General features: G+C 73.7%; 16 protein-coding genes. 9 read left to right on the top strand and 7 right to left on the bottom strand.

Annotation, left to right across the window (positions count from 1 at the left end):
• Window positions 1-349 precede the first annotated feature (349 nt).
• Entirely contained in the window at window positions 350-1675 is a 1326-nt protein-coding gene (locus tag ACFYR0_RS25855) for a BTAD domain-containing putative transcriptional regulator (RefSeq protein ID WP_389332598.1), read from the bottom strand.
• A gap of 169 nt (window positions 1676-1844) precedes the next feature.
• Complete coding sequence (locus ACFYR0_RS25850) at window positions 1845-2459, bottom strand: TetR/AcrR family transcriptional regulator (protein WP_389332595.1); 615 nt, start codon at window positions 2457-2459, stop codon at window positions 1845-1847.
• A 319-nt stretch (window positions 2460-2778) separates the two neighbouring features.
• Here ACFYR0_RS25850 and ACFYR0_RS25845 point away from each other — a divergent pair, with 319 nt between their 5' ends.
• The 4 genes from ACFYR0_RS25845 to ACFYR0_RS25830 all read left to right on the top strand — a co-directional run bounded on the left by ACFYR0_RS25845 (window position 2779) and on the right by ACFYR0_RS25830 (window position 11950).
• The gene (locus ACFYR0_RS25845; protein WP_389332592.1) at window positions 2779-4902 is read left to right on the top strand and encodes an MMPL family transporter; all 2124 of its coding nucleotides are present in this window, start codon (window positions 2779-2781) and stop codon (window positions 4900-4902) included.
• Window positions 4903-5093: 191 nt separating this feature from the next.
• Window positions 5094-6887, top strand: a complete 1794-nt coding sequence (locus ACFYR0_RS25840; protein ID WP_389332589.1) for an ABC transporter ATP-binding protein — start codon at window positions 5094-5096, stop codon at window positions 6885-6887.
• Window positions 6887-8623 (top strand): ABC transporter ATP-binding protein, encoded by a 1737-nt coding sequence (locus tag ACFYR0_RS25835; protein WP_389332586.1) that lies wholly within the window; start codon window positions 6887-6889, stop codon window positions 8621-8623. Before ACFYR0_RS25840 ends, ACFYR0_RS25835 begins: the two co-directional genes overlap by 1 nt.
• A gap of 396 nt (window positions 8624-9019) precedes the next feature.
• Complete coding sequence (locus ACFYR0_RS25830; protein WP_389332583.1) at window positions 9020-11950, top strand: LuxR C-terminal-related transcriptional regulator; 2931 nt, start codon at window positions 9020-9022, stop codon at window positions 11948-11950.
• A 71-nt stretch (window positions 11951-12021) separates the two neighbouring features.
• On the opposite strand, the gene ACFYR0_RS25825 is transcribed toward ACFYR0_RS25830, so the two are convergent.
• The 4 genes from ACFYR0_RS25825 to ACFYR0_RS25810 form a co-directional block, all read right to left on the bottom strand.
• Window positions 12022-13206 (bottom strand): thioester reductase domain-containing protein, encoded by a 1185-nt coding sequence (locus ACFYR0_RS25825; protein ID WP_389332580.1) that lies wholly within the window; start codon window positions 13204-13206, stop codon window positions 12022-12024.
• A 235-nt stretch (window positions 13207-13441) separates the two neighbouring features.
• Entirely contained in the window at window positions 13442-14683 is a 1242-nt protein-coding gene (locus ACFYR0_RS25820) for an aspartate aminotransferase family protein (protein ID WP_389332578.1), read from the bottom strand.
• A gap of 5 nt (window positions 14684-14688) precedes the next feature.
• On the bottom strand, window positions 14689-15114 hold the full coding sequence (locus ACFYR0_RS25815; protein ID WP_386382313.1) for a type II toxin-antitoxin system RatA family toxin: 426 nt from the start codon (window positions 15112-15114) through the stop codon (window positions 14689-14691).
• An 83-nt stretch (window positions 15115-15197) separates the two neighbouring features.
• Entirely contained in the window at window positions 15198-16154 is a 957-nt protein-coding gene (locus ACFYR0_RS25810) for a BTAD domain-containing putative transcriptional regulator (RefSeq protein WP_389332575.1), read from the bottom strand.
• A 246-nt stretch (window positions 16155-16400) separates the two neighbouring features.
• On the opposite strand from ACFYR0_RS25810, the gene ACFYR0_RS25805 reads away from it, so the two are divergent.
• Window positions 16401-17543, top strand: coding sequence for an FAD-dependent oxidoreductase (locus ACFYR0_RS25805; RefSeq protein ID WP_389332572.1), 1143 nt, complete (start codon window positions 16401-16403; stop codon window positions 17541-17543).
• A 37-nt stretch (window positions 17544-17580) separates the two neighbouring features.
• Here the strand turns inward: ACFYR0_RS25805 and ACFYR0_RS25800 are convergent, their stop codons facing one another.
• Entirely contained in the window at window positions 17581-18417 is an 837-nt protein-coding gene (locus ACFYR0_RS25800; RefSeq protein WP_389332569.1) for an SDR family NAD(P)-dependent oxidoreductase, read from the bottom strand.
• Window positions 18418-18771: 354 nt separating this feature from the next.
• Between ACFYR0_RS25800 and ACFYR0_RS25795 the strand changes: the two genes are divergently transcribed.
• From ACFYR0_RS25795 to ACFYR0_RS25780, 4 genes are all read left to right on the top strand, one after another.
• Complete coding sequence (locus ACFYR0_RS25795) at window positions 18772-19449, top strand: ArsR/SmtB family transcription factor (RefSeq protein WP_389332566.1); 678 nt, start codon at window positions 18772-18774, stop codon at window positions 19447-19449.
• Window positions 19450-19609: 160 nt separating this feature from the next.
• A complete protein-coding gene (locus tag ACFYR0_RS25790; protein WP_389332563.1) occupies window positions 19610-20890 on the top strand; it encodes an MFS transporter in 1281 nt (426 codons plus the stop codon).
• Window positions 20891-21143: 253 nt separating this feature from the next.
• The gene (locus tag ACFYR0_RS25785) at window positions 21144-22319 is read left to right on the top strand and encodes an FAD-dependent monooxygenase (RefSeq protein WP_389332560.1); all 1176 of its coding nucleotides are present in this window, start codon (window positions 21144-21146) and stop codon (window positions 22317-22319) included.
• Window positions 22319-23848 carry a hypothetical protein gene (locus ACFYR0_RS25780; protein WP_389332557.1) on the top strand — a complete coding sequence of 510 codons (1530 nt, stop codon included), beginning with the start codon at window positions 22319-22321 and terminating at the stop codon, window positions 23846-23848. The genes ACFYR0_RS25785 and ACFYR0_RS25780 overlap by 1 nt, the downstream gene beginning before the upstream one ends.
• Window positions 23849-23894: the final 46 nt, after the last annotated feature.

The raw sequence follows: 23894 nt of genomic DNA, 5'->3' as shown, positions 1-23894 counted from the left end.
CAACCGAACTCACGGTCGGCAAAACGGACTCGAGCTTCGCCGGAGAATGACTCCGATGCGACTCGCGCCGACTGTCGCGCGCCGACCTGCGGTCTTATCGCGTGTGGGCCCGATGCGTGGAGCCCGTGTCAGCCTGGCGCAATCATGTCAGCGGCCGTGTCAGCCACCTCTGCCAAGGAATGGGAAATGCGAAGGAAACAAATGCGGAGACGGTTACCCGGGAAATGCGGATTACGGCAGTGGGGAATAGCGAACTCCGGATGAATGACGCTGTTCCGGAGACCGTTCCGGGGACTGGGGCGGGGCGAGCGGGGGTGCGCCCCGACCAGGGGTGGGGACCGGAAACCGGTCAGCGATCGCCGTGCGGGCCGCAGGAGGGATCGGCGTCCGTGGCGCGAACGGCACGGTCCCGCTCGGCGTCGTTCCCCGCGCCCTGGGCCGGAACGGCGTCGAGCTGCGCGGCGCCGGGTCCGCGCACCGCGGCGGAGCCGGGCAGCGCCCTGCCGGTCGAGACCGTGTCGACGCCGGCGTCACGGGCCCCGGGGGGGCCGGGGGCCGGGGCGTCGGCGTCGGCCTCCCGGGCCGTCACCGGAAGCGGGGCCGTGATGCGGAACGGCGGGGCGCAGGCGGCGGGGTCGCCGTGACAGCACGGGACGCTGTCGCGGCGGAGCGGCGAGGAGTCCTCCGCGCGTCTGTCCGGCGGCTGCTCGCTCTCGGCCGATCTCTGCCCGGCCAGGACCGTCTCGCGGGCGTGGGCGAGCTCCTCCCCCGGTTCGACGCCGAGTTCGGCGCGCAGGCGCACGCGGAGGTCCTCGTAGAGCCGCAGGGCGGCGGCGCGGCGGCCGGAGCCGGCCAGGCCGAGCATGACGCGGGCCTGGAGCGCCTCGTGCAGCGGGTCGGCGTGCGAGGCGATGGTGAGCGGTTCGATGACCCGGGCGGGCTGTCCGAGGCTGAGCGCCAGGTCGGCGAAGTCGATGGCCACGTCGATGTGGCGCAGGGCGACGCGGACGACGGCGGGGTGCTGCCAGAGGGCGGGGAGGTCCTCCAGGAGTCGTCCCTGCCAGCGCCGTAAAGCCCGCCCGTAGGCGTCCAGGGCGCCCGCCGGGTCGGCCGCGGCCATGCTGCCGGCCCGGGCGGAGTCGTCCTCGAACCGGCGCAGGTCCAGCGGCATCGCGCGGCTGCTGAGGACGTATCCCCCGCGCACGGTGGAGATCCAGTGGCCGTCGCCGGGGGTGACGATCCGCCGCAGCCGGGCGACGTAGGTGTACACGAGGTGCTGGTAGCCCCGGGGCGCGTCGCCGCTCCACAGGGCGTCGGCTATCTCGTCGTGGCTGACGATCCGGTCGGGCTGGACCGCCAGCAGGCCGAGCAGCACGCGCTGTTTGAGCGGCATGGCCACCGTCACCCCGGCCCGCAGCACGGCGAGCGGGCCCAGCAGGCGGATCTCGTACGGCAGCCGGGACGCCGAGGGGTCGCTGCCGGCGACCGCGGCGGGGTCGTAGCCCAGGACCCGGCACAGCCGGGTGAGGGTGTCCTTGCGGGGTTCGACATGGCCGCGCTCGATATGGCGCACGGTCCTGACGCTCACCCCGGCCCGGTGCGCCACCTCGTCCTGGGTCAGCCCCGCGCGGACGCGCGCCTCGCGCAGCGCGTCCCCCCACCGTCCATCAACCATCTAGTCCGCCTTTCGGGCGCCTGCGTCCGGCCACGGGCTCCGTCGAACGCATCGAACAGGCCACTTCGAAGCGGAGAGTAGCCTCAGGCGGCGCACGGCATGCCCGGATCGCGTGATCGCGCGGCAGACAATGGGATTTCGGCCTGTAACCGGTGGTAGTTCCGTGGAATCAGACGACCGCCGCGGGCACCCGCCAGCCCTCGACCACCGCGCGCAGTGTGCGTTCGTATCCGGCCTCGGCGGTCAGTCCGGGCGCCTCCTGGCCGGCGAGTTCGAGCGAGACCAGCCCGTGCGCGGTGCCCCAGCAGAACAGCGCGACCGCCTCGGCGGCCGCGCGCCCGGTGAAGCGGCCGTCCTGCTGACCGCGCCGCACGGCGTCCACGAGCGGCTGGTACGTCTCCACGGCGTCCCCGCTGCTGTCCTCGCGCGAGGCGGCGCCGAACCGCGTCGCGGGGTCGGAGAAGAGGATCGCGTACAGATGCGGGTTCGCGAGTGCGTACTCGCGGTAGGCGAGTCCGAGGCGCACGACGTCGTCGGCGGGGTCGGCGGTCGGCTGGACCGCGCCGAGGTGCGCGACGAACAGCCGGGTGGCCTCCTGGAAGAGGCTGTCGAGCAGCCCCGCCTTGTTGCCGAACAGCGAGTAGACCGCCGTCGTCGACGTCTTCACGTCGGCCGCCAGCTGCCGCAGGCTCAGGGCCGCCACGCCGCGGTCGAAGACCGTGGCGGCCGCTCGGTGGATCAGCCGCTGGCGCAGCGCTTCGTCATGTGTCTTCGGCCTGACCATTCCCCAACAGTACCGCAACGCCGTTATGAATCACGGCCCCTGACACGTCAGCAGGTATCAGTGACCCCCTCCGGTAGGTCTCGAGTGGGTCAAGGGGAAATTTGAAGCGGCATCGCCGCAGGTCAGAGGGCAGCACCTGGAGCGAATCGCGTTAGACAGTGTGCAAGAGCCCTGGAGGAGGCGATAAAAACGGTGTTACGGTCGCCACGCGGCGGCCGGACACATCCGGCCAGTGACGCGCTCGCCGGACGAACTAGGGAGACCCATGTTTGAGGGGCTGGGGCGTTTCATCCACCGGAGGCGAGGGCCTCTACTCGTATTGACGCTGCTCTTCGCGGTCGTCTCGGGCGCCTACGGAGTGGGCGTCTTCGGCGACATGAAGCCAGGCGGTTTCGAGGACCCTGGATCGGACAGCCGTCGCGCGGCCCAACTGGCGGAGAAGGCCTTCCCCCAGCGTGCGCCGGACGCGGTCGTCGTCTACCGCGACAAGGACCGCACGGTCGACGACCCGGGCTTCCGGGACGCGGTCGTGGGCCAGTTGGAGAAGCTGCCGAAGTCCGAGGTCACGGGCGTCGCGCACTTCTGGATGACCAAGATGCCCTCGATGGTCAGCCGGGACCGGCACTCGACCTATGTGGCGCTCAACCTCGCCGGCGACAACGACAACGCCAAGGAGGAGTCCTACAAGGCGGTCATCGACAAGCTCGCCGCGCCCGGCGTGGAGAGCCTGCGCGGCGGTCCGGTCCCGACCGGCCACCAGGCCGGCGAGGAGATCGGCAAGGACCTCGGCGCGGCCGAGGGCCTGTCCTTCCCCGTGCTGTTCATCCTGCTGGTGATCGTCTTCGGCGGTCTGGCCGCGGCCTCCCTGCCGCTGGTCGTCGGCGGTCTGTCGATCCTCGGCTCGATGGCCGTCCTGCGGATCTTCGCCCAGCTCACCGACGTCTCGGTGTTCGCGATGAGCCTGGTCACGGTCCTCGGTCTCGCGGTCGCCATCGACTACGGACTGCTGATCGTGAGCCGCTACCGCGAGGAGCTGGCGCGCGGCCACAGCGGCGAGGAGGCCATCGCCCGGACCGTCGCCACGGCCGGCCGCACAGTGGTCGTCTCGGGCATCACCGTGGCGGTGGCCCTGGCCGGCATGACCTTCTTCCCCTTCGGGTTCCTGAAGTCGATGGCCTACGGCGGTGTCGCCTCGGTCGTGCTGTCGGTGTTCTTCTCCCTGATCGCGCTGCCCGCGGCACTCGCGGTGCTGGGCCCGAAGGTCAACGCCCTGTCGCTGCGCCGCCGTTCGAAGGGCACGCCGGCCAGGTCCACCGAGGAGGGCGGCTGGTACCGCCTCGCCCACGGTCTGATGCGCCGCCCGGCGATCGTGGCGGTCGGCACGCTGGCCGTGCTGCTGGCCCTGGCCGTGCCGTTCCTGCGGATCGAGTTCGGCGCCAACGACGCGCGGCAGCTGCCGAACAGCGCCGAGGGCCGCCAGGTCCACAACATGCTGGAGCGCGACTTCGACGACAACGGCGTCAAGTCGATCGACTCCGTGCTCGTACTGAAGAGCCCCGCCGGCTCCCAGGAGCAGGGCGCGGCCCTCCAGGCGTACGCCGACCGCCTCGGCCAGGTGGAGGGCGCCAAGGGCGCGCAGATCAGCGGCGCCGAGGGCACCACCGCCCGGGTCTCGGTGAGCTTCGACGGAACGGCCGTCTCCCCCGAGGCCCGCGAGCTGGTGAACCGCCTCAAGGACGTGGCCCCGCCGCCCGGCGCCAAGGCCTACTTCGGCGGTGAGACGGCGGTGTTCGACGACACGCTGGACGCTCTCGGCGAGACCCTGCCGCTGATGCTGCTCTACGTGGCCGTGGCCACCTATCTGCTGCTCTTCCTCGCCTTCGGCTCGGTGCTGCTGCCGCTGAAGGCGATCCTGATGAACCTGCTGGCGCTGTCGGCCACCTTCGGTGTGCTGGTCTGGATCTTCCAGGACGGCCATCTGCAGGACGTGATCCGCTTCGACCCGACCGGCAACATCGAGCCGAACATGCCGATCATGCTGTTCGCGCTGATCTTCGGACTGTCCATGGACTACGAGGTGTTCCTGGTCTCCCGGATCCGCGAGCAGTACGACCTGCTGGACGACCCGACGGCCGCCGTCGCCACCGGCCTCCAGGGCATCGGCCGTCTGATCGTGAGCGCCGCGCTGCTGATGTGCGTGCCGCTCGCGGCGATGGCGACCAGCGGTGTGCTCACCATGAAGCTGTTCGGTGTCGGCATGGTCTTCGCGATCCTGCTGGACGTGGCCGTGGTCCGCATCCTGCTGGTGCCCGCCGTGATGAAGCTGCTCGGCCGGGCAGGCTGGTGGGCCCCGGGCCCGCTGGCCCGGTTCTACAGCCGCTACGGCATCAAGGAGACGGACGCCGCGCCCGAGGCCCCGAGGCCCGCGCCGGTCTCCGTCTGACCCCCGTGCCGGGGCCGGAGTGCCGACATCCCCCGCGGTACTCCGGCCCCCTTCCGAGGCCGGCGCCGAGCGCGCAGGCCCCACCGAAACCCGCTCCGTACTGCGGCGCTTGACGCGCTGTCACTGTCGGACGGTACAGTCGCACAGACGGTTAGACACCGTCTAACACCTCGCACCTCCTGGAGGACCGGATGGCCGCGGAAAAGGCCGCACTCGGCGCGATTCTCCGCCCGATCAGGGGCAGGCTGCGGTGGGCGGTCGCGGCACAGACCGTCTCGGCGATCGCCGCGGTCGTGCCGTTCATCGCCATCGCCGAACTCGGCCGGATCCTGCTCGACGACGGACCCGTCAACACCGGCGACGCCTGGACCGTCACCTGGATCGGGGCAGCCGCCCTGCTGGTCCGGCTGGCCTTCCTGCTGGCCTCGGGCGCCGTCTCCCACTACGCCGACGACAAGCTCCAGGCGCACCTGCGGAGGTCGCTCGTCGACCGCCTCGGCCGCGTTCCGCTGGGCTGGTTCTCCGCGCGTAACTCCGGTCAGGTGAAGAAGGCCGTGCAGGACGACGTGGAGGCGATGCACCACCTGGTCGCCCACTCGGTCCTCGACATCACCGCGGCCGTCGTCATCCCGACGACCTCCCTGGTCTACCTGTTCGCGGTGGACTGGCGGATGACCCTGGTGACGCTCGCCCCGCTGCTCGTCGGACTCACCCTGTACAGCGCGACCATGGCCGGCATGGCCAAGCACCTGCCGGAGTACGACCGGGCGATGGGCCGTATCAACGGCAGCGCGGTCGAGTTCGTGCAGGGCATCTCGGTCGTCAAGACCTTCGGCCAGACCCGGCGCGCCCACGGCGAGTTCGCGAGGGCCGCCGACGACTTCTCCGCCTTCTTCCTCGACTGGGTGCGCTCCACGCACGGCTCCAAGGCCGCGGCCGAGATCGTGCTCTCCCCCGTCGCCGGGCTCGCCACCACCCTGGTCGGCGGCGCGGTGTTCGTCACCCAGGGCTGGATCGGCGGTGTCGACCTGCTGCCGTTCGTCCTGCTGGGAATCGGCCTGACGGCCCCGATCCTGTCGTTGTTCTACGCGAGTTACGAACTGCGCTTCGCCAAGGGCGCCGCCGAGCGGGTCGCCTCGATCCTGGACACCGAGGAGCTGCCCGTCCCGGCCGCCCCCACGGCCCCCGAGGGGAACCACGTCAGCTATCGGCGCGTCAGCTACTCCTACGACGGCACACGCGACGCCGTCGCCGGGATCGACCTGGACCTCGCCCCGGGCACGGTCACCGCGCTGGTCGGCCCGTCCGGGTCAGGCAAGAGCACCCTGGCGACCCTGCTCCCCCGGTTCGCGGACGTGACCGAGGGCTCCATCACCGTCGGCGGCGTCGACATCCGGCGCATGGCGCTGGAGGACCTCTACAGCCGGATCGCCTTCGTCTTCCAGGACGTACGGCTGACCCGGGACACCGTCACCGCCAACATCCGCATGGGCCGCCCCGGGGCGAGCCCGGAGGAGGTCCGCGAGGCGGCCCGCGCGGTCGGCGTCGACCATGTCCTTCAGGCCCTGCCGCGCGGCTACGACTCGGTCATCGGCGAGGACGCCCAGCTCTCCGGCGGCGAGGCGCAGCGGGTGTCCATCGCCCGGGCCCTGCTCGCCGACACCCCGATCATCGTCCTGGACGAGGCCGCGGCCCACGCCGACCCGCACTCGGAGGCCGAGGTGCAGGACGCGCTGTCCGTACTGACCCGAGGGAAGATCGTGCTGATGATCGCCCACCGGCTGCCCAGCGTCGTCGACGCGGACCGGATCGCCGTCCTGGACGACGGCCGCATCGTCGAGTCCGGCCGGCACGAGCAACTGCTCGCCGCCGACGGGCTGTACGCCCGCATGTGGCGGGCCCAGCAGCGCACCGCCGGCTGGCGGCCGCACGGCTCCGCGGCGACCGAGCCCGCGGGCGTCACCCTGGCGGGAGGCAACAGCTGATGATCCGTCGACTCATCGACGTGGTGGGCCCCGAGCACGCCCGCCCGCTGCGCCGCATGGTCACCGGACTGGTGGCCGGCGCGGTGCTCCAGGGCATCGCCTTCGCCCTGCTCGTGCCGCTGCTCGAGGCACTCCTCGGCCCGGACCCCGACGAGGTGTGGCCGTGGATGTGGGCGCTGCTCGGCGTGGCCGCGCTGTACGGCCTGGCCTACTTCGACAGCATGCGCACCGGTTTCGCGGCGGGCGCCTCGCTCTCGCGGAGCCTGCACCACCGCATCGGCGACCGGGTGGCGGAGCTGCCGCTCGGCTGGTTCGCGCCGGAGCAGGTGGGCCGGCTCGGGCAGCTGGCCACGAAGAACGTCATGGACATCATGGGCGTGCCCGCGCATCTGCTGCGCCCGCTGGTGACCAGCTATGTGACCCCGCTGACGGTGGTCGCCGCGATGTACCTGTTCGACTGGCGGCTGGCGCTGGCGGCGACGCTGACCGTGCCGGTCATCGTGCTGGTCTACCGGTGGAGCACCCGGCTGACGGGCACCGCCGACGAGATCCGGCACGCGGCGCAGGCCGAGACCGGCGGCCGGGTGGTGGAGTACGCCCAGCTCCAGCCCGTGCTGCGGGTGTTCGGCCGCGGCGGGGCTCCGGAGTCGGGGCGGCTGGGCGACGCGCTGCGCACCCAGGCGGAGGCCTCACGGCGTTCGCTGGTCACCGGTGTGCCCGGTCTGGTCGGCTTCGCCCTGGTGATCCAGGCGGCGTTCACCGTGGTCCTGGTCACCGGCACCTATCTGGCGCTGGACGGCGACCTGGACGCGGCCCGGCTGCTGGCGGTCCTGGTGCTCGCCGTCCGGTTCACCGAACCGCTGGCGGAGACCGCGGTGCTCGGCTCGGCCCTGCGCTCGGCGCGCCACGCGCTGGAGCAGGTCGCCGAGCTGCTCGCCGAGCCCACCCTGCCGCGGCCCGAGCGGCCGAGGGTGCCGGCCGACAACACGGTCTCCTTCGACGACGTCCGCTTCGGCTACGGCGACCGTCCCGTGCTGAAGGGTGTGAACATGACCCTGCCGGAGGGGACGATGACCGCGCTGGTCGGCCCTTCCGGGTCCGGCAAGACCACCGTCGGCAAGCTGATCCCCCGGTTCTGGGACGTCGACTCCGGCACCGTGCGGATCGGCGGTGTGGACGTGCGCGAGATCGAGCCGGAGGAGCTGATGTCCCGGATCTCCGTGGTCTTCCAGGACGTGTACCTCTTCCAGGGCACGATCCTGGAGAACATCCGCCTCGGGCGGCCCGGGGCGAGTGACGCCGAGGTCCGCGCGGCGGCCCGGCTGGCCCGGGTGGACGAGATCGTGCACCGGCTCCCCGAGGGCTGGGAGGCGACCGTCGGCGAGGGCGGCGCGCTGCTGTCCGGCGGCGAGCGCCAGCGCGTGTCCATCGCGCGCGCCATCCTCAAGGACGCCCCGATCGTGCTGCTGGACGAGGCGACCTCCGCGCTCGACCCGGAGAACGAACTGGCCGTCCAGGAGGCCCTGACCGCGCTGACCGCGGGGCGGACCCTGCTGGTGATCGCGCACCGGCTGCGCACGGTCGCCGCGGCCGACCAGATCCTGTTCCTCGACGAGGGCCGGATCACCGAGAGCGGCTCGCACGACGCACTGCTCGAACGGGACGGCCGGTACGCCTCGTTCTGGGCCGGGCGCAGCCGGGCCGGCGACTGGCGGCTCGCCCGTGAGAGGGCCTGAGGGGGAACCGTGAATGAACTGACCGAAACACATCGGAGCAACTGACCGAAACTCACCGGCGGATGTCGACACGAGTCCGCCGGTGGACCGGAACCACCCGCACATCACCACCGGGTTGTCACCCGGCGGACACGGGATTGCCGGTTCGAGTTGCCGCTCGGCTTCCGGTATTCGTCGGCCGCCCCGCCCTTCATCAGGCGCATCTACGGTTCCAGCGGTCGTCGAAAGGAATCAAGATTGGCTTTTCCCGAGGCGCATAGGCTGTTCGAGCAAGAATGCAGCAAGGCTTGAAAAGTTCATCCCTTAACAAAAAGGGGTCCAGTCGTCGCCTCAACCGCCGGGTAGCTTCCAAGAATTCACCGCACAGTACTGTTTCGAGCGGGGGCTTGAAATCAGATGTCAACGGATGATGCCAATCACTGGCGAATAGCGGCTAGAGAAAAGGAGCTCGACTCGATCCACCAGGCCCTGGTACGCGGCGGCGGAGCACTGCTCGTCGGCCCGGCCGGGGTCGGCAAGAGCAGCCTGCTGGCCAACGCGCTGCGCAGGGCCGCCGACGAGGGGCGGACCGTCCTCTCGGTCGGCGGGGCCAGCTGGAACAGCGGCACCAGGGCTCGCGGGTTCGGCTCCCTCGCCGAATGCCTCGAGTTCATGGAACCGACCACCCGGGGCACCGCGCACTCCGACCATCCCATCGTGGGCATCGACGACGCCCACCTGGCCGACCCGGCCTCCAGCGACCGGCTGCACCGGCTGGTGGCGGCCGGCCGGCTGGGAGTGCTGGCCACGGCCCGGCACGACGCCCCGGCCCCGGCCGGCCTCGACCGGCTGTGGGTCGAGCGGCTCGTCGACCGCATCGAGGTGGCGCCGTTCGACTCCACCGCCCTGGACTCCGTGCTGCACGCCCGGCTCGGCGGCCATGTCGACACCTTCACCCTGGAACGGCTGTGGAGCACCACCCACGGCAACGCCCTGATGCTCCGTGAACTCGTCGAGCACGCACTGGAGGACGGCTCACTGCGCTGCGTCGACGGCACCTGGAGCTGGCTGGGCCTGACCGGCGCGCCGGGCCGGCGTCTCGCGGACGTCGTCCGGGTGGGGCTGCGCGGCCTCGACGCCGAGGAGAACGAACTGGTCCACATGCTCGCCCTGGCCGAGCCGCTGGAGGCGGAGATCGTCACCTCCTTCGGACTGGCCAAGGCCGCCGAGTCGCTCGACCTGCGCGGCATCGTGCGCGTCGAGCGCAGCCGGGCCCGGGTGAGCCTGCGCCTCGCGGTGCCGCTCAGCCGCGCGGTGGTGGCCTCCGGGATGTCGGACCTGACCGCGCAGCGGCTGCGCCGCGAGCTCGCCGACGCGCTCGAACGCACCGGAACCCGCCGTGAGGAGGACGTGCTGCGCATCATCTCGCTGCGCCTGGAGTCCGGTCTGGTCCCCCCGCACGAGCAGCTGCTCGCCGCGGCCCGCACCGCGATCCGCCGCCGGGACTTCCCCCTGGCCGAGCGACTGTGCCTGGTCGGCCTCCAGGACTCCCCCTCGGACGCCGACTCCTCCTTCCACGCCCCGCTCCCCGACTCCGCGGGACACGCCGCCCTCGTACGCCGTCTCGTGACACGAGCGAGCGCGCTGGGCCCGGCAGGGGCGAGGGACCGTATCCGCGCCGCCCTGCTGCTGGGCCAGGTGCTGGTCGGCAAGGGGGCGTTCGAGGACGCCGACCAGGTGCTGGCGGCGGGCATGGGGACCGACGTGCCCCTGCCGCTCGACGAGTACGTCAGCGCCGTGCACACCCGGGTCATCAACATGGCCTGGTCCCTGCGCCGCATCGCCGACGCCGAGGCGGTCCTCACCCACGCCGTCGCCGCCGTGGGTCCGGGCAACGCCGGTGTCCTGGACGCCAGCCGGGCGGTCATCGCCGTACTCTCCGACCGGCTCCAGGAGGCCGTCGCCATCGGGGAGGAGGTGCTCGGGGCACCGGATCCCGCCGATGTCGCCGTGGCTCCCGTGCTGCTGCCCACCGTGGCGTTCGCCCGTGCCGAGGTGGGCGACCCGGCGGGCGCGCTGGCGCTCGTGCGGCGCTACCAGGAGGTCTCGGCGGACTGGGACGTCGACGCCCGGCTCATCACCGGCGCGGTCTCCGCGCGTTGCTCCTACCTGCTCGGCCATCTGCGCGGCGCCGCCGACGCGCTCGACACCATGCACCGCGACCTGTTCGACAGCCGGCCCATGATGATGCAGAGCGTGCTCGACCACGCCCGGGTGCTGCGGCTGCTCGGCCGGCCCGAGCAGGCGGTCACGCTGCTGCGGCAGACCATCGCCGCGGAGGCGCCGCTGGAGTACCCCACCGCGCAGGCCTGGCCGCTGGCCCAGCTCGCGGGCGCGCTCGCCGAGTCGGGCCGCTGCGCGGAGGCGCTGCGCACCCTGGTGGAGATCCGTGCGGCCCGCGGCGGCGCGGTGCCCTCCCCCGTCGCCGAGGACGAGATCGCCTACGAGCACGCCCTGGTCCGCGCCCACTCCGGCGACCGGACCGGCGCCGTGGCCCAGGCGCTGGCGGTGGCCGAGCGGGCCAGGGAGGCCGGCCGTGTCGTGCGGGCCGTGTTCGCCCTGCACCTCGCGGCCCGCGTCACCGAGGGCGCCGCCGTACGCCGTCCCGACCTCGGTCTGCTGGAGGTGGCCCGGCGCGCGGGCGGGATCGTGGAGGTGATCGGCGACCACATCCGGGCGCTCGCGGAGTCGGACGGGGCGGCCCTGCACCGGGTCTCCGAGCGGCTGCGCGACATGGGCGCGCTGCCGCTGGCCGCGGAGGCCGCGGCACAGGCCGCCCGGGCCTTCAAGACCGCGGGCCAGCGGCGCAAGGGCCGCGAGGCCACGGCCGCCTGCACGGAGCTGCTGCGCGCGCCGAGCGCGGTACTGCCTCCGTGGCTGACCCCGGAGAGCCCCCGCCAGCAGGATCTCGCCCCGCTCACCCCACGGGAGCGGGAGGTCGCCGCGCTGGCCGCCACGGGGCTGTCCAACCGGGACATCGCCGGGCGTCTGGTGGTCTCCGTGCGCACGGTGGAGAACCATCTGCACCGCATCTACCACAAGCTCGGCATCACCGCCCGCAGTCATCTGCTGCGGGGACTCCAGGGCGCGTCGCTGCTGTCGGAGGGCGCTCCGGCCCTGCCCCGGCAGCGTTCCTGGCAGTCCGGCGGCGATGCGGCACCGCCGCGCCGGCACACCACCGAGGCGGCCATGCTGCTGGGCGGGCCGCTGTCGCTGCTGTCCCGTCCGGAGGGGGCCCGTGCCTACGCCCCCTCGCCCCGTCAGGCCGGGCCGGGCCGTACGACCTGACCCGCGCCGCCGCAGCGGAGCCGCCGGCTGACCCCCTGTCAGCCGGCGGCTCCGGTCGCTCGTCGGGCGGGTCAGCGGCCCGTCGGGGCGGGCAGCATCCCGTTGCGCACGAAGTAGCCGACGTAGGCGGCGAACACCCGGTCGTCGATGTCCGGGCAGGTCACGTCCGTGCCCTTGAGCCGCTCACGGGTGAGCTCGTCGGCGAACTCGGCGAGTTCGGTCTTCTCGGTGTCCACCAGGACCCGCATCAGCGGCAGCATGGAGTTGTTCACGTCCGCGGCGACGGCCTTCATCCAGCGCAGTGTGCTGGTCTCCTTGAGGTCGTACCCCGCGCGGCGCAGCAGGCCGAGCAGTTCGTCGGCGTCCAGGGAGCGGGGGCTGACCTGGTGGTAGACACCGCCGAGTGCCTCGGGGTCGCGGGACAGGGCGACGATGGCGGCGCTGACGTAGTCGATCGGCACCATGTTCATGCGCAGCCGGAACCGGCGCGGGTACACACCGGTCTGGATGGCGCCCTTCATGAACCGCCAGACGAAGTCGTTGGGCTGGCACGCGCCGCTGCGCGAGTCGCCCCAGACCTGGCCGGGCCGGTGGATGGTGACGGGCACGCCGCGGCGCCGGGCCTGGAGCACCAGTTGCTCGGAGACCCACTTGCTCTTGGTGTAGCCGAGGGCGAGGTCCTCCGGCGGGCCGGTGCGGCCGAGTTCGCCGCGCGGGGTGCCGTCCTCGGCGGGCAGGAACACACCCGTGGTGGAGACGTGGTGCAGGGTGGCGCGGGCGGCCTGCGAGAACCGCAGGACCTCGTGGGTGGCGTCCACGGTGGCCTTGCGCAGCCACTTGTAGACGGTGAGGAAGTTGACCTTGGCGGCGGCGTGGTAGACGGCGTCGACCCGGGCGGCGAGGGCGGCGTGGGCCTCGTCGGTCATGCCCAGACGCGGCTGGGCCACGTCCCCGGTGTGCACCCGGACACGGTCCAGGCCGGGGCGCAGGCCCTCCAGGAGGTCGTAGCGCTCCAGGTTGGCGGTGAGCCGGGTGCGGGCGGTCTCCGCGTCCTTGCCCCGGACGAGGCAGTGCACGACGAGGCCGCGCTCCAGCAGGTCGCGCAGCAGGAACGCGCCGAGGAAGCCGGTCGCGCCGGTGAGCAGGACCTCGGACACGTCCTGCGGCGCGGGCGCGTCGTAGCCGGTGATGTCGTCGGCCAGCACGGTGTCGGCGTCGAACTCCTCGGCGACGCCTTTGAGTGTCGTCGAAGTCATGGTGTGTTTCCGTTCCTTCCGGATGGCGTTCCGGCTCCCGGCCGGGTCGCCGGGAGCGGCGTGCGCGTCCGGTGCCGGGCGCGCAGGGCTCCGCCCGTCGCGGCCGGGGGCGGGCGACGGGCGGAGTGCGGGGCGCTGGACCTGTCCGCCGGGCGGGCAGGCATGTGTCGGGTGTTCGCCGGGCCCGTCCGGGCCGCGTGCCGCGGGCGGCCGGTGGCGGGACGGGTCCGGGGCGTCAGATCGCGGCTGCGCGGGCGACCGCCTCACCGAGCAGCGACAGCGCCTCCTTGATCTCCTGGTCGCCGGCGACGATCGGCGGCAGCAGCCGGATGGTGGTGGGCCGGCTGATGCACGGCGACACCACGAGACCGAGCTGCGCGAGCCCGGTCAGCACCTCGCCGGCCATCTCCGGGGAGCGGAAGTCCATGCCCCACAGCAGACCGCGCCCGCGCACCTCGACCAGCGCGTCGGGGTACTGCTCGCGCAGCGCCTCGAGGCCCTCGCGCAGCGCCGACTCGACGCGTTCGCCGTTGCCCGCCTGCCGCTCGATGGCCTCCAGCGCCACCGGGATCACCGCGGTGCCCAGCGGGTGACCGCTGAAGGTGGCGGTGTGCAGCAGCGGGTCGGACAGCAGGGGCGCGTACAGCTTGTCGTTGCACACGGCGGCCGAGACCGGCACGACTCCGCCGCCGAGCGGCTTGCCGAGCAGGACGGCGTCCACCGGCAGCCCGGCGTCCAGCGCGACCGAGCGCGGGCCGCAGCGGCGCAGGCCGACCTGGATCTCGTCCGCGATGACCAGCGCGCCGGCCGCGTGCGCGTCCTCGCACCAGCGGGCGAGGACGGCCTCGTCGAGCAGGCGTACGCCGTTCTCGGCCTGCACCGGCTCGAAGATCACCGCGGCGACGTCGTGCTCGCGCACGGCGTTCGCCACGGCCTCCGGGTCGTCCGGCGAGACGTGGACGACACCCTGGAGAAGGGGCTCGATGCCCTTCTTGAAGCGGGGGTTGTCGGTCAGCGCGAGCGCGCCGAGGGTCTTGCCGTGGAACGCCCCCTGCACCGCGACCACGGTCATCCGGCCGGTGGCCATGCGGGCGAGCTTGACGGACACCTCGACGGCGTCGGCACCGCCGCAGCCGAAGAACACGCGGTCCAGGCCGCCGCCGAGGTACTCGGTCAGCGTCTGCGCGGCCAGCGGCGGCACCGGGCTCTGCACGGTCCGGGTGGAGGTGGTCATCACGTCGAGCCGGTCGCGCACGGCCGCCACGACGTCCGGGTGGCGGTGGCCGAGCAGGGCGACCGCGTAGCTGCCGAAGTCCAGCACCGAGCGCCCGTCGGACAGGACGACACGGCAGTGCTCGGCGAAGGCCTCGACCGCGCCCTGGCCGGTGAACTTCCCGGCGACGGCGAGGGCGGGCGAGAAGTGGCGCTTGACGCGACGGAAGGTCTCCTTGGCGTCGGCCGCAGGCAAAGCGCTCATGTCCGTCAGGCCTCCCGGCTCCGGTCGACGATGCCCTGCTGGTAGCTCTCCAGTGCCCTGGCCACGGCGGGGTGGATCATCTCCTCCACCATCGGCAGACCGACGTCGAACTCCACGTTGAGCTCCAGCGCGGTGCCCTCGGCGTCCTCGTGGACCTGCCAGTAGCCCTCGTAGTGGGCGAGGTCGCCGTCGGTCTGCCGGAACGCGAAGCGGCGGGCGGCGGGGTCCAGGACGTCCTCCTGGTCCCACTCCATCTCGGAGCCCTTGAGCTCCACGATCCAGCTGCTGGTGCGCTTGTCGCCGTCCTCCCCGGTGACGGTCACCTCGTTGACGCCGTCCATGAACTCCGGGTACGTCGCGATCTCCCGGAGCACGGACCACACCTGATCCGGTGTGCCACCGCCTCGCAGGGTGGTGTGCAGTACGGCCATGAAGTCTTCCCTTTCTGACTGTGCGAGGTGCCCCGGGCGGCGGGCCCGCGGCCGGGTCGTGTTCCGGCGCGGGGCCGGACGGGTCAGGCGGAGTCCCGGTCGCGTGCGCCGGTGCGGGCCTCCAGGAGCGTCAGCAGGCGGTCCATCTCCGAGCGCAGCATCCGCTGCTGGGAGGTCAGTTCCTCCACCCGCATCCGCAGCCGCAGCAGTTCGTGGCCCGGCTCCTCCGGTGCCGCGGACGCCTCGGGGGCCGCCGGGTGCGCGAGGGGGGCGGCGGTGGACCGGCCGGCGGCCGCCTGGCTGAGCAGGCGCACATTGCCGGGCAGGACCGCGCGGGAGCCGAGGCCCGCGTGCTCGGCGCCCCGGTACGGGGAGTCCTGGACCGCGCGTGCCTCGGTGGGGCGGCCGCAGCGCTGGAGGGCGAGGGCGAGCTGCTCACGGAGGCGGCGGCGCAGCGGGTGGGCGGCCACCAGTTCCTCGAGGCGGGCCACGACCCGCTGGTGCTCGCCCATGCGCAGCGAGGCGTCGCACAGGTCCTCCAGCGCCAGCATCCGCTCCTCCTCGAGGCGGGCGGCGGCGGGCGCGCACAGCGGCCCGTGCGGACCCCCGTCGAGCGCGGGGCCGCGCCACAGCGACAGGGCCCGGCGCAGCAGTACGGACGCGCCGCCCGGGTCGTTCTCCAGCTGGCGGCGGGCGCGGGTGACCTGGAGCCGGAACCGGACGCTGTCCAGTTCGTCGGGGCGCGCCTGGAGCACATAGCCGGCTCCCCGGGCCACCAGGCGGGGCGAGTTGGCCCGCGCCGGTTCGGCCTCGACGAGGTGCTGGCGCAGCCGTGACACGTGCGCCTGAAGGGCGTTGCCGGCCTTCTCGGGCGCGTCCTCGCCCCACAGCTCGCGGATCAGCTCGTCGGTCGGCACCGGCGTTCCCGTGCGCACCAGCAACGCGCCCAGCAGGACGCGCTGTTTGGGACTCGTCAGCCGTACGCCGCACCGCCTGGTGTCGTCGTAGATCCCAGGGGTCCCCAGTACCCGGAACTGCATCCAAACCTCCACCGGTGTCACGGGTCGCACCGAGCGACACCTTGAGGTCATCACGCGGGAGGGGGTGGGTGCATGAGTGCTCAGGTACTCCAAAGCCGTACGGCCGCGGGGCCGGTGCGGGCCTGTGTGCGGGCGCCCCCGCCCGTGGTGGGCGGCCATGTGTGAGTGGTGCGCACTCACGCCCGGTCCGGGCCGCTCATGGTCCGCTGATGCGGAACTCACCCCGCTATGAAGGGAGTTGGTGGCATGCCTCGATGGGATGCCGAAGCCGCGGTCGTGGGGCTCGGCGCGTGGGGCGCGGCGGCGCTGTGGCGGCTGGCGGTGCGGGGGGTGGACGTCCTCGGATTCGAGCGCCGCACGCCCGGTCACGCGCTCGGCTCGTCGCACGGCGGCCCGCACATGTTCCGGCTTGCCTGCGCGGAGCACCCCGGCCTCGTCCCGCTGGCCGTGCGCTCGCGCGAGCTGTGGACGGAGCTGGACGGGGCGCGCGGGGACCGGGTGTTCCAGCCGTGCGGTGGTCTGTCGATCGGCCCGGAGGCCGGGCCTGTCGCCGGCGGCGCGCTGCGGGCGGCCCACGCGCACGGCCTGAAGGTGCGCACGTTCACCGCGAACGCGCTGCGCATGCAGTACCCGAGGCACACCGGTGTGCCCGGTCATCACACGGGCGTGTGGGATCCGGGTGCGGGTCTGGTGCACGCGGAGCGGGCCGTGCGGTCCATGGTGGCGCAGGCACGCGACGCGGGCGCCCGGCTGTATCCGGACACCCGGGTGCTCCAGGCGGAGGTGGTGACCGGGGGCGTTCATCTGCGGACTCCTCAGCGGCTGGTGAAGGTGCGCCACCTGGTGGTGGCGGCCGGCTCGTGGCTGCCGGCGGCGCTGTCCGGGCTGCCCCTCGCGACCGTGCGGGCGCCGTTCACCCGGTTCCGGCCGATCGAGCCGGACGGCAGCTTCGACCTGGAGGTGTTCCCGGCGTTCCGGCGCGAGCTGGACGACGCCCGGGTGCTGTGGGGCAGCGGCGAGGAGGGCGGGTACGGTGTCCGGCTCGGTCTGGAGGATCTGCGGCTGACGCCGAAGCCGCTGGACCCGGAGGACACCGACCGTTCGGTGACGCCGGACGACTGGCAGGACGTGGCCAGGCTGCTGCCCGCGAAGGTGCCGGGGCTGCAGAGCCCGCCGTCGCGGATCACGGTGAGCACCCGGACGCGTACCCCGGACGGGCTGCCGCTGCTCGGGGCCGTCGGCGACGACACGCGCATCCTGCTGGCAACCGGCGCCGGGTCCCACGGTCCGGCCCACGCACCGGGCGCCGGTGAGGCGGTGGCGGACCTGGTGCGGGGCGAACGCCCGGGTACGGCGGTGGAGTTCCTGTCGCCGGGACGTTTCGGCTGAGCGGCGCACGGCATCGGCCTGGTCGGCGGGCAGCCGTTCAGGCCGTGGCGCCGTCGCGCACCGCGGCGGGCCGGTCCCGCTCGGGCTCCAGCGCCTTGCGGCAGATGCGCTCCCCCACCCAGGCGACCAGGTTGCGCGGGCGGCGCGGGTTGAAGTGGGCCATGAACGCGTTGCCCGCCCCCGGAGTGACGTAGGCCCGGTTGCGTTCCAGCGCCCGCAGCCCGGCCCGCACCACGGGCTCCGGGGTGGTGAACCGGCCCACGACGGCGGCGTTGCGGGTGCCGATCACCTCGAAGAACCGGGTCTCCACCGGCCCCGGGCACAGGGCGGTGACATGGACGCCGCGCCCGCGGAGCTCCTGGCGCAGCGCGAGCGAGAAGTTGAGCACGAAGGTCTTGCCGGCGCTGTACACCGCGAGGTACGGGCTCGGCTGGTACCCGGCGGTGGAGCCGACGTTGAGTACCCTGCCGCCGCCCCGCGCGAGCATGCCGGGCAGGACGGCGTGGGTGAGGTCGACGAGCGCGACCACGTTCACCATCAGCTGGTCGTGGTCGCGGTCCGGGTCGATCTCCTCGAAGCGGCCGGTGGTGCCGAACCCGGCGTTGTTGATGAGGACGTCCACCCGGAGTCCGCGCTCGGCGAGTTCCTCGGCGACCCGCCGGCCCGCGTCGGCCCGGGACAGGTCCGCCACGAGCACGTGCGCCTTGACGCCGTGCACGGCGCCGATCCGCTCGGCGAGCGACTCCAGCCGGTCACGGGAGCGGGCGAGCAGGATCACGTCGTGGCCCCGGGCGGCGAGCTGGACCGCGAACTCGCTGCCGAGTCCGGAGGAGGCTCCGGTGACGAGGGCGGTCGGACCGGCCGTGCTGTCCATGTCTGGGTCCCCATTCGGCTCTGCGGCGGCGGGCGGGCGACACGCTAGTAAGCGGTCCGCGGGGCACGCCCGCGCGCTGACAGAGGCTGACGCCGCCCGGGGGACGGGGATCCGCCCGACATGCCCTGCGCGCGCCCGTCCTCCTCGTCGAGTGCAAGCTGCAGAGCGAGAAGGTGCCCTCGGAGCCGCGCAGGCCGTCCGGGGAGGCGGCGGGGTCGTACGCGGCACATGTCCCCACGACGATCCGGTGCGCGTGTCGGGCGGGCCGGCAGGGAGGGGCCGGAGAGGTGAGCCACCAGCCCGCCTCGTCACGCCGTCTCATCTACACTATTCCATGGATTTATGGAGGATGGCATGGTGAAGGACACCCCGACCGACTCGAAGGCACGGCTCTATGACGCGTTCGCGGCCAGCGGCAAGGCCCTGGCCAGCGGAAAGCGCCTGGAACTGCTCGATCTGCTGGCCCAGGGCGAGCGCACGGTCGACGCCCTGGCCAAGGCGGCGGGGCTGAACCTGACCACCGCCTCCGCGCATCTCCAGACCCTCAAGCAGGCCGGCTTCGTCGCCACCCGCCGCGAGGGCGTACGCATCCACTACCGGCTCGCCGGTGAGGACGTGGCCCAGCTGTTCGCGCTGCTGCGCAAGGTCGCCGAGGCCCACCAGTCCGCCGTGCCCGCGGCCCGGGACGCCTACCTCGGCGAGGACGAGGCGCCGGAGGTCGGCCGCGAGGAGCTGCGCGCCCGGGTGGCGGCGGGGGACGTGGTGCTGCTGGACGTACGGCCGGCCGAGGAGTACCGGGCCGGGCACATCCCCGGCGCCCGCTCCATCCCGGTCGGGGAACTGGCCGACCGGATCGGCGAGTTGCCCGAGGAGACGGAGATCGTCGTCTACTGCCGCGGCGAGTACTGCGTACTGGCCCATGAAGCGGTACGCCTGCTGACCGGCCACGGCCGCCGCGCGATCCGTCTGAACGACGGGATGCTGGAGTGGCGCCTGGCCGAACTGCCCGTAGACGAAGGGGACTCGGCGTGAGCCCAGCGCCCCGGAGGCCCTCCCGCTTCCCGCGGGACCGCGCGCACCGTCCCGGGAGGCCGTCCCGCTGCCCGCGGGAGCACGCGCACCGTCCCGCCAGCACCGTACCGGCGCCACCCGCACCCGTCGGGCCCGCGCACCCAGCCACCCGGAAGGGCGCATGACCAGACCCGTACCGGCCGCCGGCACCCGAGGCGGCCTCATATCCGACGTCCCCGACGCCGACCGGGCGCAGCGCCGCATCCTGCGGGTGCTCGTCGCCTCCCAGGTCCTCAGCGGTGCCGGTCTCGCGGCCGGTGTCACCGTGGGGGCCCTGCTGGCCCAGGACATGCTCGGCACCACGAGCCTGGCGGGACTGCCCAGCGCCCTGTTCACCGCCGGCTCCGCGCTGACCGCCGTCACGATCGGCCGGGTCTCCCAGTCACACGGCCGCCGCCCCGGCCTCGCCGCCGGGTATCTCGCCGGGGCCGTCGGCAGCGGGCTGGTGATCGCGGCCGCCGTGCTGGACAGCCCGGTGCTCCTGTTCGTCGCCCTGTTCGTGTACGGCGCCGGCACCGCCACCAACCTCCAGGCCCGGTACGCCGGGGCCGACCTCGCCCGCCCCGACCATCGCGCCCGTGCCCTGTCCCGCGTCCTGGTCGCCACCACCCTCGGCGGTGTCGCGGGCCCCAACCTGGCAGCCCCCATGGGCGACTTCGCCGAACCCCTGGGCATCCCCCGGCTGGCCGGGCCCTTCCTGCTGTCCGGCGCCGCCTACGCCCTGGCCGCGCTGGTGCTGGCGGTCTGGCTGCGGCCGGACCCGCTGCTGACGGCCCGCGCCGTGGCCGCCGCCGAACCCGCCGGCGGCGCGGGGGGCACCGCGAAGGCCTCCACCGTGTCGGAGCCCGACGGCCGGGGCGGTGTGGCGCTCGGCGGGCTCGTCATGGTGCTGACCCAGCTGGTGATGGTCGCGATCATGACGATGACGCCGATCCACATGGCCGAGCACGGCCACGGCACGGCCGCCTCCGGCCTGGTGATCGCGATCCACATCGGCGCCATGTACCTGCCCTCGCCGCTCACCGGCTGGCTCGTCGACCGGTACGGCCGGCTGCGGATCGCCGCCGCGTCCGGCCTCACCCTGCTGGCCGCCGGTGTCCTCGCCGCCATGGCACCGGCCGACTCGCTGGCGCTGCTCACCCTGGCCCTGGCCCTGCTCGGACTCGGCTGGAACCTGGGGCTGGTGTCCGGCACCGCGATCATCACCGACGCGGTGCCGCTGGCCAACCGCGCCCGGACGCAGGGCGTGGTCGACGTGTCCATCGCCGTCGCCGGGGCCACCGGCGGCATGGCCTCCGGTTTCCTGGTCGCCGTCGGCAGCTACCCCGTCCTCGCCCTCACCGGCGGCGTGCTCGCCCTCGCCCTGCTGCCGGCCGTCGCGGCGACGGCGTACCGGCGCTGACGCGTGGCACGGCATGCCCCGTACCACGAGAACCCCACCGGACCACGAGAACGGCACCGGACCACGGGAACTCCACCGGCCCGCTCACCGGACCGGTCGTCGGCGCGCGGCACCCCTCACCGCGCTTTGACATGCGTGTTTCAGCGTGTTGCCATGGGACGCCGCTCGACCGGACGCGCGCGTGAGCGCACTCCGGGCGGGCGGCTCACCGACCGACATCCGGGCCGGGGGCCCCGAAGCAGAGCGAGGAACCATGCCGCAGCGCGCCGCGACCGTCGTCGGCGGCGGGATCGGCGGCCTCGCCGCGGCCGTCGCCCTGCACCGAAGGGGCTGGCGCGTCGAAGTCCTCGAACGCGCGCCGGAGTTCACCGAGATCGGTGCGGGCATCTCCCTGTGGCCGAACGCCTTCCGCGCGCTGGGCGCGCTCGGGCTGGCCGAACGGGTCCGGGCCCTGGGCGCGGTGGAGACCGGGGGCGGCGTACGCGACCGGCGGGGCCGCTGGCTGTCCCGTACGGACAACACCGAGCTGGAACGGCGCTTCGGCCACCCCCTGGCCGTCCTGCACCGCGCGGACCTGCTCCGCGCGCTCGCCGAGGCGCTGCCCGCCGAGTGCCTGCGGCCGGGCAGCGAGGTGTCGGCCGTCCACGAGGACGGGCCCCAGGTCGTCGTCGAGCACCGGGGCGGCACGTCCCGCTCCGGCCTGGTCGTGGGAGCCGACGGGCTGCGCAGCGCGGTCCGCCGCGCCCTCCTGCCGGACGCGCCCGGCCCGCGGTACGCCGGTTACACCGCCTGGCGCATGGTCACCGAACCCCTCCCCGGACCGCCCGTCGAGGGTGCCGCCACCTGGGGCCGCGGCGAACGCTTCGGCTACACGGCGCTGCCGGGCGGGCGCATGTACTGCTTCGGCACCGCGACCCTTCCGGAGGGCACACCCACCGGTTCCTCCGAGTACGCCGAGGTGCTGCGCCGGTTCGGGGCCTGGCCGGACCCCGTCCCCGCGCTGCTCGCCGCCGTCCCCGCGGACGTGGTACTCCGTCACGATCTGTACGAACTGCCGCCGCTGGACACCTTCGTGGGCGGCCGCATCGCGCTGCTGGGCGACGCGGCCCACGCGATGACGCCCAACCTGGGCCAGGGCGCGTGCCAGGCGCTGGAGGACGCGGTCACCCTCGCCCACTGCCTGGACACGCACCCGGACACCACCGCCGCGCTGCGCGCCTACGACCTGGTACGCCGCCCGCGGGCGCAGGCCGTGGCACGGCGCTCGGCCCGGCTGGGCACGGTCGGCCAGTTGGCGTGGCCGCCCGCGGCGCTGCTGCGCGACACGGCCGCCCGGCTCACCCCGGTGCGGGCGACGCTGCGCTCCATGACCCCGGTGCTGGGCTGGCAGGCGCCCGGCGGACCGGTGACCGAGAACGAGAGACACTGATGCCGGACTGGACGTATCACCCCCTGCGCGGCGCGGCCGCCGCCCTGCTCGGCGAGCGGCGTTCGCAGCGCACGGCCCTGCGGCTGCTCGCCTCGATCGGCTCCCGCCCGGGCGGCGCGCGGCTGATCGCGCGGGGGTTCGGCCACCGCCATCCGCCCCGGCGGCTCGCCGGTGAGGTCGCGGGTGTGCCCGTGGCGGTCCGGCTCGGTGTCAGCGTGCCGCCCGCGCTCGCCCACGAGACCGTCCGTGCGATGGCGCCGCTCGGGGCCGGTGTCGTGGAGGTCGGGCCGGTCACGGCGGCCGACGCCGGGACCGTACGGCGGGCCGCGGCAGGCCGGGCGATACCGCTGGTCGTCCGCACGGCGGACCCGCGGGCCCGGGCCGCGCTCGCACCGCACGTCGACGGCTTCACCGGCGACGACGACCCGCGTCTGCTCCGGGTGTCCGACCCGTCGGTGAGCTCCGCGGCCGCCGCGCTCGACGACCCGGAGGCGGTCGTGCTCGCACGGCCCTCGGTCCTGGTCTCGGCCGGGCCCGGCTGGTTCGCCCGGGTCACCGAGGCGGCCACGCCCACCGGGCCCGCGCCTGGCCTCAAGGACGCCGGGCCCGACCCCCGCCGCTGGCCCGCCTGGATCTGGGGCCTGCTGGTCGGACTGGGCATGACGGTCGCCGGACTGGGCGCCGCGGCGATCACCCTGGGCCCCGTACTGCTCTGGTACGACCGCGACTACCTCGGTATGAGCGTGCACGACCTGCACGCCGCCAACCACCATCTGGTGCACTTCATCCAGCACGACCGGATCACCATGGCCGGCACGATGGTGTCGATCGGCGCCCTCTACACCGGCCTCGCGGTGGGCGGCGTCCGGCAGGGCTGGTCCTGGGCCCGGGAGGCGTATCTGGTGTCGGGGGCGATCGGCTTCCCGACCCTGTTCTACTTCCTGGCCACCGGGTTCGTGGAGCCGCTGCACACGGCGACGGCCCTGGTGCTGTTCCCGATGTTCGTGGCCGGGGTCCGCCGCGCCCCGCACACCCCTCGCTGGCGTGCCGTGCCCGAGGGGCCGGAGCGGGAGCGGCGGCGGGCGCTGGTCGGGCAGCTGCTGCTGATCGTCACCGGCTCGGGGCTGTTCGTCGGCGGGACGGTGATCTCGGTCGTCGGTCTGACCGGGGTGTTCGTGCCGACCGACCTGACCTTCCTGGGCACCAGCGGGCAGGCGCTGGAGGCCGTCAACGACCGCCTGGTGCCGTTCGTCGCCCATGACCGGGCGGGCTTCGGGGGCGCCCTGATGTCCGCCGCGGTGGCGATCACGCTGGTGTCCCTGTGGGGCTGGCGGCGGGGCGAGGCCTGGGTGTTCTGGAGCCTGGCCGTGGCCGCGGCCGCGGGTTTCCTGCCCGCCGTGGTGGTGCACGGGGCGATCAGCTACACCGACTTCGTCCATCTCGCGCCGGTCTACCTCGGCATCGTGCTGACGGCCACGGGGCTGCTGCTCGCGCGGCCGTACCTGTGCGCGCGGCCGTCGGACGGCTGACGTGCGGAACCGGGCGGCAGAGCGCATCACGCCCTGCCGCCCGGCC

The sequence above is a fragment of the Streptomyces sp. NPDC005017 genome (genome assembly GCF_042873115.1).
In the GTDB taxonomy this organism is placed as follows: domain Bacteria; phylum Actinomycetota; class Actinomycetes; order Streptomycetales; family Streptomycetaceae; genus Streptomyces.
The sequence above is the reverse complement of the archived record's forward strand: the minus strand, read 5'-3'. Positions and strand labels throughout refer to the sequence as shown.